The 14,497-nt window shown below is 74.0% G+C and carries 9 protein-coding genes; 3 read left to right on the top strand and 6 right to left on the bottom strand.

The window, feature by feature from the left end; translation table 11 throughout:
- Positions 1-57 precede the first annotated feature (57 nt).
- Genes ABTY20_RS01610 through ABTY20_RS01585 form a run of 6 tightly spaced genes read right to left on the bottom strand, consistent with a single transcriptional unit; the run spans position 58 to position 6,985 of the window.
- Entirely contained in the window at positions 58-888 is an 831-nt protein-coding gene (locus tag ABTY20_RS01610; protein ID WP_351994995.1) for an HpcH/HpaI aldolase/citrate lyase family protein, read from the bottom strand.
- Positions 885-2,096: a CaiB/BaiF CoA transferase family protein gene (locus ABTY20_RS01605; RefSeq protein WP_351994994.1), complete on the bottom strand. Its 1,212-nt coding sequence runs from the start codon at positions 2,094-2,096 to the stop codon at positions 885-887. The genes ABTY20_RS01610 and ABTY20_RS01605 overlap by 4 nt, the downstream gene beginning before the upstream one ends.
- Positions 2,093-3,523 (bottom strand): ADP-ribosylglycohydrolase family protein, encoded by a 1,431-nt coding sequence (locus tag ABTY20_RS01600; RefSeq protein ID WP_351994993.1) that lies wholly within the window; start codon positions 3,521-3,523, stop codon positions 2,093-2,095. Before ABTY20_RS01600 ends, ABTY20_RS01605 begins: the two co-directional genes overlap by 4 nt.
- The gene (locus tag ABTY20_RS01595) at positions 3,511-4,692 is read right to left on the bottom strand and encodes an ADP-ribosylglycohydrolase family protein (RefSeq protein ID WP_351994992.1); all 1,182 of its coding nucleotides are present in this window, start codon (positions 4,690-4,692) and stop codon (positions 3,511-3,513) included. The genes ABTY20_RS01600 and ABTY20_RS01595 overlap by 13 nt, the downstream gene beginning before the upstream one ends.
- On the bottom strand, positions 4,689-5,984 hold the full coding sequence (locus ABTY20_RS01590) for an ADP-ribosylglycohydrolase family protein (protein ID WP_351994991.1): 1,296 nt from the start codon (positions 5,982-5,984) through the stop codon (positions 4,689-4,691). The genes ABTY20_RS01595 and ABTY20_RS01590 overlap by 4 nt, the downstream gene beginning before the upstream one ends.
- The gene (locus ABTY20_RS01585; RefSeq protein ID WP_351994990.1) at positions 5,981-6,985 is read right to left on the bottom strand and encodes an ADP-ribosylglycohydrolase family protein; all 1,005 of its coding nucleotides are present in this window, start codon (positions 6,983-6,985) and stop codon (positions 5,981-5,983) included. Before ABTY20_RS01585 ends, ABTY20_RS01590 begins: the two co-directional genes overlap by 4 nt.
- Before the next feature lie 259 nt (positions 6,986-7,244).
- Between ABTY20_RS01585 and ABTY20_RS01580 the strand changes: the two genes are divergently transcribed.
- The 3 genes from ABTY20_RS01580 to ABTY20_RS01570 all read left to right on the top strand — a co-directional run bounded on the left by ABTY20_RS01580 (position 7,245) and on the right by ABTY20_RS01570 (position 14,409).
- Positions 7,245-7,976, top strand: coding sequence for a VIT1/CCC1 transporter family protein (locus ABTY20_RS01580; RefSeq protein ID WP_351994989.1), 732 nt, complete (start codon positions 7,245-7,247; stop codon positions 7,974-7,976).
- 372 nt (positions 7,977-8,348) lie between these two features.
- Entirely contained in the window at positions 8,349-12,953 is a 4,605-nt protein-coding gene (gene gltB / locus ABTY20_RS01575) for a glutamate synthase large subunit (protein WP_351994988.1), read from the top strand.
- Positions 12,946-14,409 (top strand): glutamate synthase subunit beta, encoded by a 1,464-nt coding sequence (locus ABTY20_RS01570; RefSeq protein WP_351994987.1) that lies wholly within the window; start codon positions 12,946-12,948, stop codon positions 14,407-14,409. The genes gltB and ABTY20_RS01570 overlap by 8 nt, the downstream gene beginning before the upstream one ends.
- Positions 14,410-14,497: the final 88 nt, after the last annotated feature.

Raw genomic sequence — 14,497 nt, 5'->3', positions numbered from 1 at the left:
TCCCGGGCCTTCACGGCACGGGGGAGGCCCGACTGCCCCCGGGAGCGGGGGGCCCGGTCAGGCCCTGGTGGTCAGGGACAGGGTCCTTCGGGCCGCCCGTACCGCTGCCGTGTCGACGAAGGTGCCGTCGGGGAGGGCCTGGGCGCCCGGGTTCGTGGCCGCTGCCTCGACGACGGTCTCCGCCTGCTCGATCTCCTGCTCCGTGGGGAGGTAGGCACGCTCGATGATCTCCAGCTGGCAAGGGTGGATCGCGGAGCGGCCCAGGAAGCCCAGGGCGCGGCCGCGGGCGCAGGAGGCGCGCAGGCCGTCCAGGTCGCGGATGTCCGGGTGGACGGACTGGACGGGCGGGGCGAGGCCCGCCGCACGGGCGGCGACGACCACCCGGGAGCGGGACCAGTCGAGGCCGGCGTCGTCGCGTACGCCCAGGTCGGCCCGTAGGTCCGCCTCCCCGATGGCGATACCGCGCAGGGACGGGTGGGCGGTGGCCACCGCATGGGCGCGCTCGATGCCGAGGGCCGTCTCCAGGAGCGCGTACAGGGGCGGCGGACCGCCGCGGGCGGACGCCGCGCGCCGGGCGACGCGTACGACGTCGGCCGGGGACGACACCTTGGGCAGGCGCAGGCCGGACAGACCGGGAGCGGACGCGAGGGCCGCGAGGTCGGCGCGGGCCCAGGGGCCGGACAGGGCGTTGACGCGGACGTGGACCGGGACCGGCTGCGGGTCGCGCAGCAGCTCGGCGGTGGCGGAGCGGGCGTAGGCCTTGCGGTCGGGGGCGACCGCGTCCTCCAGGTCGATCACCACCACGTCGGCGCCGGAGGCGAGCGCCTTCGCCACCACGAAAGGACGGTCGCCGGGGGCGTACAGCCAGGTCAGCGGGAAGCCCGTCACAGGGCGCCCTCCGCACGGAGCTCCGCGAGGTCGTCGGGCGTGAGGCCCAGCTCGGTCAGGACCTCCTCGGTGTCCGCACCGTGCGGGCGGCCCGCCCAGCGGATCGCGCCCGGGGTGGCGGAGAGCCGGAAGAGCACGTTCTGCATGCGCAGCGGACCCAGCTCCGGATCGTCGACCGTGGTGACGGTGTCCAGCGCCTGGTACTGCGGGTCCGTCATGACGTCCCGGACGTCCTGGACGGGGGCGACGGCCGCCTCCGCCTTCTCGAAGGCCGCCAGCACGTCGGTGCGGGCGTGCCGGGCGATCCAGCCGCCGACCGCCTCGTCCAGGACGTCCGCGTGCCGGGCCCGCTCCTCGCCGCTGGCGAACCAGGGCTCGTCGATCAGGTCCGGCCGCCCCACCAGCACCATCACCCGCTCGGCGATCGACTGGGCCGAGGCGGAGACGGCGACCCAGGTGCCGTCGGCGGTGCGGTAGGTGCCGCGCGGCGCGTTGTTCGGGGAGCGGTTGCCGGTGCGGGGCTGGACGTGGCCCAGCTGGTCGTACCAGGTCGGCTGGGGGCCGAGCACGGCGAGGATCGGCTCGATCAGCGCCATGTCGACGACCTGCCCCCCTCCCGTGCGGTCCCGGGCGGCCAGCGCGGTCATGACGGCGTACGCCGTGGCCAGGCCCGCGATGGAGTCCGCCAGACCGAACGGCGGCAGGGTCGGCGGGGCGTCCGGCTCCCCGGTGATCGCGGCGAAGCCGCTCATCGCCTCGGCGAGGGTGCCGAAGCCCGGGCGGTGCGCGTACGGGCCGAACTGGCCGAACCCGGTGACCCGGGCCAGGACCAGCCGGGGGTTGACGGCGGACAGTTCGGGCCAGCCCAGATCCCACTTCTCCAGGGTGCCGGGGCGGAAGTTCTCGATGACGACGTCGGCGGTGGCGGCCAGACGCAGGAGCGTGGTCCGGCCGCCGGGCCTGGACAGGTCGAGGGTGACGGTGCGCTTGTTGCGGCCGAGCACCTTCCACCACAGGCCGATGCCGTCCTTCGACGGGCCGTGGCCGCGGGAGGGGTCCGGTCTCCTCGGGTGCTCGACCTTGACGACCTCCGCGCCGAAGTCGCCGAGCAGGGTCGCGGCGAGGGGCCCGGCGAAGAGGGTGGCGAGGTCCAGGACGCGCAGACCGGTCAGCGGGGGACCGGCGGGGGCGGGGAGGTGCGGGGTCATGGGCGGGTGGCCTCCAGGTGGGTCAGCCGGGCCAGGGTGTCGAAACCGGTGCCGTGGAAGCCGCCGACGGAGGTGGCCAGCCGGTTCTTCAGCGGGGCCGTCCAGCGCTCGGGGAGCGCGCGGGGCGAACCGGCGAGGAGGGCGGCGACGCTGCCGGCCGTCGCGCCGTTGGAGTCGGTGTCCCAGCCGCCGGACACCGCGCGGCGGACGGAGCCGGTGAAGTCGCCGCCGGCGTGGGTGAGGGCGGCGGCGATCAGGGCGGTGTTGGGGACGGCGTGCACCCAGTGGTGGGTGGCGGCGTAGGTGTCGTGCAGGACGTCGACGACGGTGTCGAAGTCGGTGTGCTCGCGGGCCAGCCGAACGGCCCCGCGGACGGCCAGGGCGAGCCGGGAGCGGGGCGGGACGACGGCGAGGCCGGTGCGCAGACAGGCGTGCACGTCGTGGTCGCCGGTGGCGGCGGTGGCGATGACGGCCGCCGTGAACATCGCCGCGTAGACGCCGTTGGCGGTGTGGGTGAGGGTGGCGTCGCGGTGGGCCTGCTCGGCGGCGGCGGCCGGGTCGCCGGGGTTGGTCCAGCCGTGCACGTCGGCGCGGATCAGGGCGCCGATCCACTCGCGGAAGGGGTTGTGGTGACGGGCGGTCAGCGGCGGTTCCAGGCCGTTGAGGAGGTTGCGGTAGGCGACGCGTTCGGCGGTGAAGGTGCGGCCGGCGGGGAGTTCGTCCAGCCAGACGCGGGCCACGTCGGTGGGGGTGAAGGCGCGGGTGTGGCGTTGGAGGACGAGGAGGTTCAGGAGGGGGTAGTTGAGGTCGTCGTCCTCGGGCATGCCGTCGATGTTCTCGGCGAGGGAGGTGGACGCGGAGCGGCGGTTCCAGGGGTGTTCGGCCAAGAGGTCGCCGGGGACGCCGCGGGCGGTGAAGTAGGTGTTCAGCGGCCAGTTGCCGGCGGCCCGGGCGAGGCGGCGGATGCCGGTCAGCGGGAGCTTCTCCACCGGTTTGCCGAGGAGGCAGCCGACCGCCCTGCCGAGCCAGGCGGCCTCCAGGCTCGTGGGGGACGCCGCCCGGGGGCGGGGCGCGCGGCCCGGCGCCCGCGGGGCGCCGTCCGCGTCCACCCGTGCCGTCCCGGCGGCACGACCGCCCGCGGTGGCGGGCCAGTCGGGGCACAGGGACCTGATCCGGGGCAGGTCGGTCGGTTCGTCGTCCGCCAGCCGGCCGGGGAGGTCGGCCAGTTCGTCGAGGAGGTCGGTGGCCAGGAGGCGGAGGTAGGGGGAGGCGGGGGTGGGGGAGGCGCCCGCGGTGAGGGGGACCTCGGGACCGCCCGCGGCGCGCCAGCGGGCGGCGACGGCCGAGGGCTCGCGGCCGTCCTGGACCGCCTGGCGCAGTTCGTGGCCGATCAGGTCCTCCGGCTGGACCCAGGTCAGTCGGAGCATCCGGGACCTCCCAGCTCCGCGAAGGCCCGCTCGTGGGCGCGGCGGCGGTCCACGTCGCGCGCGAAGACCTCACGGGCCACGGCGGCCAGGACGGCCGCGGGTTCCCACAGGTCGAGGCGGCTGGCCTCCGCCACCGTCTTGGCCCAGTCCTCGGGGACCGGTGAGCCGAGCGCGCCGGCCACCGCGCCGGCCATCGTGGCGATGGAGTCGCAGTCGCGGCCGTAGTTCACCGCGCCGAGGACCGCGTGCCGGAAGTCGCCGCCGGCCACCACCAGCATGCCCAGCGCCACCGGGAGTTCCTCGACGGCGTGCAGCCGGGACGGGCGGCGGGCGCCCAGGGAGGGGGAGCGGTAGTCGGGGCCGACCGTGTCGTACGGCGTCACCGCCTCCCGCAGCGGACCCAGCGCCGACTCGAAGTCCGTGTGCCGCGCGGCCGCTTCGCAGACCTTCTCGATCGCCTCGCGCGTGCCGTCCTTCGCCAGGGACAGGCACGCGGCGACCACCGAGTCCGCCGTCGCACCCGGCGCGCACGCCGCCGCCACGGCCGCCGCGAGGACGCCGGCCGCCTCCCTGCCGTACGACGACTGGTGCGCGCCCGCGACGTCCAGCGCCTCGGCGTAGGCGGCGGCCGGGTGGGCGGCGTTGACCAGACCGACCGGGGCCATGTACATCGCGGCCCCGCAGTTGACGATGTTGCCGGCGCCCGCCTCGCGGGGGTCGGCGTGACCGTAGTGCAGGCGCGCCACGAGCCACTTCTCGGCGAGGAAGATCCGCTGCAGCGGGAGCGCCTCCGCCTCGAGCTCCGGGATCCAGCGCGGGTTCGTCATCAGGTCCGGGACCAGGTGGCCGGCGACGGCGTAGGCGTCCAGGTGGTCGCGGACCGCCGCGTACACCCGGATCAGCGCGTGGGTCATCAGGGTGTCGTCGGTGACGTGGCCGTCGCCCTTGTGGTACGGCGCGATGGGGCGGGCGGTGCGCCACGCGTCGCCGTTCCACGGGCCGACGACGCCGTGGACGCGCCCGCCGTGGCGTTCGACGATCTGCTCGGGGGAGTACCCCTCGACGGGGCCGCCGAGGGCGTCGCCGACGGCGGCCCCCACGAGGGCGCCGGTGATCCGTTCGTCCAGGAGCGGACCCCGGTCACGGTTTTCTTCCTCTTCGCGCGTCATGCCCGAATCATCCCCCCGGGTGGGGCCGGTTGCGCGGCTTCCAGGAGTCCGGCGAGTTCCACCAGGTCCGTACCGGTGAGCCGGGGGAGCACGCAGCCGGAGAGGGTGCGGCAGCTCTCCCGCCACGTCGCCGGGATCGCGGCCGCGCCGCCCAGCGCGCCGGTGAGGGCGCCGGCGAGCGCCGGGGCGGAGTCCGCGACCCGCGACAGACAGGCCGCCGCGGGGACCGCCTCCGCGATCCGGCCGCGGGCGGCGGTGGTGAGGGCGAGGGCGACGGGGACGGTCTCGGCGGCGGCGACGCCGTAGCTGTAGACGTGGTCGACGATCTGGTGTTCCAGCGGCGGCACGAGGGCGAAGGCGCTGTCGGCGTCCGCCGCGAGCCGCAGGGCGTACCGGGCGTTGCGGCCGATCTCGGTGTCCTCGGGCAGCTCGGCGCAGGCCGCCGCCACGCAGGTGCGCGGGTCCGCGCCGGTCAGGGCGAGGGAGACGGCGGCGGCCATGGCGCGGGCGCCGTGCACGCCGTCGCCGTCCTGGGTGTAGCGGGCGTCGAACTCGGCGAGGTCGGCGGCGGCCCGGGGGTCGCCGGGGTGGGCCACGGCCAGGACGCAGGCGCGGACGCAGGCGGCGTCGTCGAAGTAGTGCGGGTTGTCGTGGCCGGTGGCGGGCGGGCGCAGACCGGTGGCGAGGTTGCCGAGACCGGCGCGGACGGAGATGCGGGCGCGCAGGGGGAGCACGGCGGACTCGGTCTCGGGGGCGCGGTCCGCCGCCGCGGCGATCTCGCCGGCGACGGTGTTCCAGGTCAGGTCGATGGCCGCGCGGGTGCGGCGTTCCCGGCTCAGGTCGCCGAAGGCGGTCTCGTCACCCGCCCGGAGCACGGCCTCCGCGGCGAAGGCCGCCCATTCGGCGTCGTCGGAGGGGCCGAGCCGCAGGGGCTCGGAGGGCTGGTTGAGGGCGATGGGGACGGGGAGGGTGGTCGTCGCGTTCTGCTCGGCGAAGGTGTCGAGCTCGCGGGTGAGGCGCCGCGTCCACTCGGGCATGCGGGCGGCCCGGTGACGGGCGGCCGGCCAGCCGGCGGCGTCGCCCGCGGCGAGGCCGAGGAGGAGACCCTCGATCCCCGCCCGGGGCGGCGGGGCGGGGCGTCCGGCCCCGGCTTCGCCTCCGGTCCGGGGGGTCCCGCCGGCATCACCCGCGCGGCTCCCGCGGCCGGGTGCGGGCGGCTCCTGGGGGACGGGACCGCCGTCGGCGGCCGCGGGCGGGGCGGGGTTCTCGGCGGGGGGCGTCGTGGTGGTCATGTGGAGGTCTCCGGCGTGAGCAGGTCCGCGATGTCCAGGACGTGGTGGCCCGCCATGGCCGGCAGGCAGGTGCCGCGGGCCGGGGCGATGGCGGACGACCAGGCCGGCGGGATCGCCGAGACGCCCCGGGTCGCTCCCGCCAGCGCCCCCGCCACCGCCGCCGTGGTGTCGGCGTCGCGGCCCATGTTGACGGCGGTCAGGACCGCCTGCTCGAAGTCGCCGTCCGCCGCCGCGTACGCGCCGAAGGCGAGGGCGACCGCCTCGGGGGCCAGGTCGGTCCACGGGTAGCCGCCGATCACCACCGCCGCGCGGACCGCGCGTTCGCCGAGGTGGGCGGCGGCGGTGGCGCGGCGCAGCGAGCGGGCGGTCCAGGAGTCCTCCGGTACGACCGCCAGGGCCGAGGCCACCACCGCGACCACCGGCGCCCCGGCCATCGCCGCCGCGACGCCCGCCGCGACCGCCCGGCCGCCGTGGATGCCCTCGCCGTCGTGGCTGACCGAGCCGTCGATCGCCGCCAGCCGGGCCGCCTCGTCGGGACGGCCGGCCGCGAACACCCCGTGGGGCGCCGCCCGCATGGCCAGCCCGTCGCTCCAGGCGTGCCGGTGCTGGGCGGAGATGGGCACCGCCAGCCCCCGGCGCAGGTTCTCCAGCGTGCCGCGCTCGCTGAAGCCGGCGCCCCGGAACGGGCCCTCCGCGCGGTCCGCGATCCACTCGTGCCAGGCCGCCTCGACGTGCGCCGGGGTGAGCGCGGAGCCGTACCGGGCCAGCAGCAGGCCGGAGAAGATCGCGTACTCGGTGTCGTCCGTGCCCGCCGGGTGCTCCGCCACGTATCCCGTGATGCGGCCCCATCGCGCGCGTATCTCGGAGGGCTTCATGTTCTCGGCCGGGGCGCCCAGCGCGTCGCCGACGGCCAGGCCGAGCAGCGCGCCGCGCGCCCGCTCGCGGCGTCCGAGGGCGCCCCCGGGCGCCGGGACGGAGGGGATGCGGGCGGTCGATGCCATGCGCGGCTCTCCTCTCAGGCGCGCCCCGGGAGGCGCGGAGCCCTTTGCGCATCTGTCCCCGGTGCGGTGCCCGGCGCAGCCTCACAGGCCCCAGCGTCACCCGGTCGACATCTGCGCGCCCCTCCACGCAAACGAGCGAGAATCGCAAAACCGCAGGTTAGCCCAGCCTTTCCTTGCTGGCGGAAGGGATTGGGGAGGCATACATTGGGTGTTGTCGAAGAATAGAATTTGTCCAAAGAAGACAGTGGGGGACGCCGACATGGCCATCATCGAGACCGGGGCGACGCTGCACGAGGCGCACCGGGACAACCACACGCACCGGGACGTGAACGGCGGCTGGCTGCGCCCCGCCGTGTTCGGCGCGATGGACGGACTGGTCTCCAACTTCGCCCTGATGACCGGTGTCGCCGGCGGCGCGGTCGGCCAGCAGACCGTCGTGCTCACCGGCCTGGCCGGTCTGGCCGCCGGCGCCTTCTCCATGGCGGCCGGCGAGTACACCTCCGTCGCCTCCCAGCGCGAGCTGGTCGAGGCCGAGCTGGACGTCGAGCGACGTGAACTGCGCAAGCACCCCGAGGACGAGGAGGCCGAGCTCGCCGCGCTCTACGCCTCCCGCGGCGTCGCCCCCGAACTGGCCCGCGAGGTGGCCCGGCAGCTGTCCAGGGACCCCGATCAGGCGCTGGAGATCCACGCCCGTGAGGAGCTCGGCGTCGACCCCTCCGACCTGCCCTCGCCCACCGTCGCCGCCGTGTCCAGCTTCGGCTCGTTCGCGCTGGGCGCCCTGCTGCCGGTGCTGCCGTACCTGCTCGGTGCGAGCAGCCTGTGGCCCGCCGTGCTGCTGGCGCTGCTCGGGCTCTTCCTGTGCGGCGCGGTGGTCGCCAGGGTGACGGCGCGCAGCTGGTGGTACAGCGGTCTGCGGCAGCTCCTCCTCGGCGGCGCGGCGGCCGGTGTGACGTACGCCCTGGGCGCACTGTTCGGAACGGCCGTAGGATGAGGCGGATCGCACGTATGCGGCGAGCCGCATAAGTAGTCGTTACGTGCTGGTTTCGGCCGCATGACCATCGGGCATGAGCCGTAAGCGCCGTGGGCAAAGAGGCCGGCGGCGCACCCTCGCGGGCCGGGCGAAGGAGCTCTTTCCCGCCACCGGACCGGCGGACACCGATCTGTCCACCCGTCCCCACCGTTTCCACCGCCGGGCGCGGAATCCCGCCGCGACCCGTACGGTGTCCGCATGCTGGAACGGAGTGTCCCGGTTCCCGAGAACCGCTCCATCATGTAACCTGCACCAAATTTCGCACCCCCCGCAGAGGGCCAACGTCGTCCCTCGGCACTTCGCACATGCCAGATGACGACGACGGGAGAGCCGATGCGTACGCCGCGCCAGCCGTCCCAGCATTCCCCGAGCGACCGCCCGAACTGGTCGTTCATGGATGCTCGCCCTGCTGCGCAGGGTATGTACGACCCCCGCAACGAGCACGACGCCTGCGGCGTCGGCTTCGTCGCCACCCTCACCGGCGAGGCGTCCCACACCCTGGTCGAGCAGGCCCTCACGGTCCTGCGCAACCTGGAACACCGTGGCGCCACCGGCTCCGAGCCGGACTCCGGCGACGGTGCCGGGATCCTCTCGCAGGTGCCGGACGCCTTCTTCCGTGAGGTGGCCGGATTCGACCTGCCCGAGGCGGGCGGCTACGCCGTCGGCATCGCCTTCCTGCCGGAGCACGGCGCCGACGCGGCCGTCGCCCGCATCGAGGAGATCGCCGCCGCCGAGGACCTGACCGTCCTCGGCTGGCGCGAGGTGCCGGTCGCGCCCGAACTGCTCGGCGCCACCGCCCGCTCGACGATGCCGGTCTTCCGGCAGGTCTTCGTCACCGCCGGTGAGAGCCGGGGCATCGACCTCGACCGCAAGGCGTTCGTGCTGCGCAAGCGCGCCGAGCGCGAGGTGGGCGTCTACTTCCCGTCGCTGTCCGCGCGGACCATCGTCTACAAGGGCATGCTGACCACCGGCCAGCTCGAGCCCTTCTTCCCGGACCTGTCCGACCGCCGCTTCGGCTCCGCGATCGCGCTGGTGCACTCCCGGTTCTCCACGAACACCTTCCCGTCGTGGCCGCTCGCGCACCCGTACCGCTTCGTCGCGCACAACGGCGAGATCAACACCGTCAAGGGCAACCGCAACTGGATGCGCGCCCGCGAGTCCCAGCTGGTCTCGGACCTGTTCGGCAGCGGCAGGGACCTCGAGCGGATCTTCCCGGTCTGCACGCCCGACGCCTCGGACTCCGCCTCCTTCGACGAGGTCCTCGAACTGCTGCACCTGGGCGGCCGTTCGCTGCCGCACTCCGTGCTGATGATGATCCCGGAGGCGTGGGAGAACCACGACTCCATGGACCCGGCCCGGCGCGCCTTCTACCAGTACCACTCCACGATGATGGAGCCCTGGGACGGCCCCGCCTGCGTCACCTTCACCGACGGCACCCAGGTCGGCGCCGTGCTCGACCGCAACGGCCTGCGCCCCGGCCGCTACTGGGTCACCGACGAGGGCCTGGTCGTCCTCGGCTCCGAGGTCGGCGTCCTGGACATCGACCCGGCGAAGGTCGTCCGCAAGGGCCGCCTGCAGCCCGGCCGCATGTTCCTCGTGGACACCGCCGAGCACCGCATCATCGAGGACGACGAGGTCAAGGCCGCCCTCGCCGCCGAGCACCCCTACGCGGAGTGGCTCGAGGCCGGCGAGATCGAGCTGCCCGACCTGCCCGAGCGCGAGCACATCGTGCACACCCACGCCTCGGTCACCCGCCGCCAGCAGACCTTCGGCTACACCGAGGAGGAGCTGCGCGTCCTGATCGCGCCGATGGCCAGGACCGGCGCCGAGCCGATCGGCTCGATGGGCACGGACTCGCCGATCGCCGCGCTGAGCGAGCGCCCGCGTCTGCTCTTCGACTACTTCACCCAGCTGTTCGCGCAGGTCACCAACCCGCCGCTGGACGCGATCCGCGAGGAACTGGTCACCTCCCTGCGTTCCTCGCTGGGCCCGCAGGGCAACCTGCTGGAGCCGACCGCCGCCGCGTGCCGCAGCGTCACCCTGCCGTTCCCGGTGATCGACAACGACGAGCTGGCCAAGCTCATCCACATCAACGCCGACGGCGACATGCCCGGTTTCAAGGCCGCGACCCTGTCCGGCCTGTACCGGGTGTCCGGCGGCGGCGACGCGCTCGCCGCCCGCATCGAGGACATCTGCGCCGAGGCCGACGCCGCCATCGGCAACGGCGCCCGGCTGATCGTCCTGTCGGACCGGCACTCCGACGCCGAGCACGCGCCGATCCCGTCGCTGCTGCTCACCGCGGCCGTCCACCACCACCTCATCCGCACCAAGCAGCGCACCCAGGTGGGCCTGCTGGTCGAGGCCGGTGACGTCCGCGAGGTCCACCACGTCGCCCTGCTCATCGGCTACGGCGCCGCCGCCGTCAACCCGTACCTGGCGATGGAGTCCGTCGAGGACCTGGTGCGCGCGGGCACCTTCCTGCAGGCCGTCGACGGCGGGTCCGAGAAGGCCATCCGCAACCTGATCCACGCCCTCGGCAAGGGCGTCCTGAAGGTCATGTCCAAGATGGGCATCTCCACGGTCGCCTCCTACCGCGGCGCCCAGGTCTTCGAGGCGGTGGGCCTCGCGCAGGACTTCGTCGAGAAGTACTTCAACGGCACCGCCACCAAGATCGGCGGCGTCGGCATCGACGTCGTCGCCCAGGAGGTCGCCGCCCGCCACGCCAAGGCCTACCCCGCCTCGGGCATCGCCCCCGCGCACCGGGCGCTGGAGATCGGCGGCGAGTACCAGTGGCGCCGCGAGGGCGAGCCGCACCTGTTCGACCCGGAGACGGTCTTCCGCCTCCAGCACTCCACGCGCTCCGGCCGCTACGACATCTTCAAGAAGTACACCGAGCGGGTGAACGAGCAGTCCGAGCGCCTGATGACGCTCCGCGGCCTGTTCGGCTTCGCCTCCGACCGGCAGCCGATCCCGATCGACGAGGTCGAGCCGGTCTCCGAGATCGTCAAGCGGTTCTCGACGGGCGCCATGTCGTACGGCTCCATCTCCCGCGAGGCGCACGAGACGCTCGCCATCGCCATGAACCAGCTCGGCGGCAAGTCCAACACCGGTGAGGGCGGCGAGGACCCGGAGCGGCTGTACGACCCGGCCCGCCGGTCGTCCATCAAGCAGGTCGCCTCCGGCCGCTTCGGCGTGACCTCCGAGTACCTGGTCAACTCCGACGACATCCAGATCAAGATGGCCCAGGGCGCCAAGCCCGGCGAGGGCGGCCAGCTGCCCGGCCACAAGGTCTACCCGTGGGTCGCGAAGACCCGGCACTCGACGCCGGGCGTGGGGCTCATCTCCCCGCCGCCGCACCACGACATCTACTCCATCGAGGACCTCGCCCAGCTCATCCACGACCTGAAGAACGCCAACCCCCAGGCGCGCATCCACGTCAAGCTGGTCTCCGAGGTCGGCGTCGGCACCGTCGCCGCGGGCGTCTCCAAGGCCCACGCGGACGTGGTGCTGATCTCCGGTCACGACGGCGGCACCGGCGCCTCCCCGCTGACCTCGCTGAAGCACGCCGGCGGTCCCTGGGAGCTCGGCCTCGCCGAGACCCAGCAGACGCTGCTGCTCAACGGTCTGCGCGACCGGATCGTCGTGCAGACCGACGGCCAGCTCAAGACCGGCCGCGACGTGGTCATCGCCGCGCTGCTCGGCGCCGAGGAGTTCGGCTTCGCCACCGCCCCCCTGGTCGTCTCCGGCTGCGTCATGATGCGCGTCTGCCACCTGGACACCTGCCCGGTCGGCATCGCCACCCAGAACCCCGTCCTGCGGGACCGGTTCTCCGGCAAGGCCGAGTACATCGTGAACTTCTTCCGGTTCATCGCCGAGGAGGTCCGCGAGCTCCTCGCCGAGCTGGGCTTCCGCTCCGTCGAGGAGGCCGTCGGCCACGCCGAGGTGCTCGACGTGACCCGCGCGGTGAACCACTGGAAGGCGCAGGGCCTGGAGCTGGCCCCGCTGTTCCACGTGCCCGAGCTGCCCGAGGGCGCCGTCCGCCACCGGGTCGTCGCCCAGGACCACGGCCTGGAGAAGGCGCTCGACAACGAGCTGATCAAGCTCGCCGCCGACGCGCTCGCCGCGTCCGGCGCCGAGGAGGCCCAGCCGGTGCGCGCCCGGGTCGCCATCCGCAACATCAACCGCACGGTCGGCACCATGCTCGGCCACGAGGTGACGAAGAAGTTCGGCGGTGCGGGCCTGCCCGACGACACCATCGACATCACCTTCACCGGCTCCGCCGGCCAGTCCTTCGGCGCCTTCGTCCCGCGCGGCGTCACGCTGCGCCTGGAGGGCGACGCCAACGACTACGTCGGCAAGGGCCTGTCCGGCGGCCGGATCATCGTCCGCCCGGACCGCGCGGCCGACCACCTCGCCGAGTACTCGACCATCGCCGGCAACACGATCGCGTACGGCGCGACCGGCGGCGAGCTGTTCCTGCGCGGCCGCACCGGCGAGCGGTTCTGCGTCCGCAACTCCGGCGCGCTGGTCGTCTCCGAGGGCGTGGGCGACCACGGCTGCGAGTACATGACCGGCGGCCACGCGGTCGTCCTCGGCGAGACCGGGCGCAACTTCGCGGCCGGCATGTCCGGCGGCATCGCCTACGTCATCGACCTGAACCGGGACAACGTCAACGCCGGCAACCTGGACGCCGTCCAGGAGCTGGACGACGCCGACCGGCAGTGGCTGCACGACGTGGTCCGCCGCCACCAGGAGGAGACGGGCTCCACCGTCGCCGGGAAGCTGCTCGCCGAGTGGGACACCGCCGTGCGGCGCTTCAGCAAGATCATCCCCAGCACGTACAAGGCAGTGCTCGCCGCCAAGGACGCCGCCGAGCGAGCCGGTCTGTCCGAGACCGAGATCACCGAGAAGATGATGGAGGCGGCGATCAATGGCTGATCCGAAGGGCTTTCTGAACCACGGCCGCGAGGTCGCCAGGTCCCGTCCGGTCGAGGAGCGCACGAAGGACTGGAACGAGGTCTACGTCCCCGGCTCCCTGCTGCCGATCATCAGCAGGCAGGCCAGCCGGTGCATGGACTGCGGCATCCCGTTCTGCCACAACGGCTGTCCGCTGGGGAACCTCATCCCCGAGTGGAACGACTACGCCTACCGCGAGGACTGGGGCGCCGCCTCCGAGCGGCTGCACGCCACCAACAACTTCCCGGAGTTCACCGGCCGGCTGTGCCCGGCCCCGTGCGAGTCGGCGTGCGTGCTCGGCATCAACCAGCCGCCGGTCACCATCAAGAACGTCGAGGTCTCGATCATCGACAAGGCGTGGGAGACCGGCGACGTCGCCCCGCAGGTCCCCGAGCGCCTGTCCGGCAAGACCGTCGCGGTCGTCGGCTCCGGCCCCGCGGGGCTGGCCGCCGCCCAGCAGCTCACCCGGGCCGGCCACACGGTCGCGGTGTACGAGCGCGCGGACCGCATCGGCGGCCTGCTGCGCTACGGCATCCCCGAGTTCAAGATGGAGAAGCGGCACATCAACCGCCGCATCGAGCAGATGCGCGCGGAGGGCACCAAGTTCCGCACCGGCGTGGAGATCGGCCGCGACATGCCGGCCACCGCGCTGCGCAAGCGGTACGACGCGGTGGTCCTCGCCGTCGGCGCCACCACCGCGCGCGACCTGCCGGTGCCGGGCCGCGAGCTCAAGGGCATCCACCAGGCCATGGAGTACCTGCCGCTGGCCAACAAGGTGCAGGAGGGCGACTACGTCGCCCCGCCGATCTCGGCCGAGGGCAAGCACGTCGTGGTGATCGGCGGCGGCGACACCGGAGCCGACTGCGTGGGCACCGCCCACCGCCAGGGCGCGGCCTCCGTCACCCAGCTGGAGATCATGCCCCGCCCGAACGAGGAGCGGAACCCGGTCGCCCAGCCGTGGCCGACCTTCCCGATGCTCTACAAGGTCACGTCCGCCCACGAGGAGGGCGGTGAGCGGATCTACTCCGTCTCCACCACCCACTTCGAGGGCGACGCGGACGGCAACGTCCAGTGGCTGCACATGAGCGAGGTCGAGTTCGTCGAGGGCAGGCTCACCCCGAAGCCCGGCACCGAGCGGAAGATCCCGGCCCAGCTGGTCACCCTCGCCATGGGCTTCACCGGCACCGACCGGGACAACGGTCTGGTCGAGCAGTTCGGCCTGGAGCTCGACGAGCGCGGTAACATCGCCCGCGACGCCGACTTCCAGACCAACGTGCCCGGCGTGTTCGTCGCCGGTGACGCCGGCCGCGGCCAGTCGCTCATCGTGTGGGCGATCGCCGAGGGCCGCTCGGCCGCCCGCGGCTGCGACCGCTTCCTCACCGGGGCGAGCGAGCTGCCGGCCCCGATCCGCCCGACGGACCGCGCGCTGACGGTCTGACGGAGCGGCTCACCCGGGTGACCCGACGGTCCCCCCGCACACGTCCCGTACAACGGCGTACGGAACACAGGTGGCGCCTGCCCGCCAG

The organism is Streptomyces sp. NPDC126497, assembly GCF_040302425.1.
Lineage (GTDB): Bacteria > Actinomycetota > Actinomycetes > Streptomycetales > Streptomycetaceae > Streptomyces.
The sequence above is the reverse complement of the archived record's forward strand: the minus strand, read 5'-3'. Positions and strand labels throughout refer to the sequence as shown.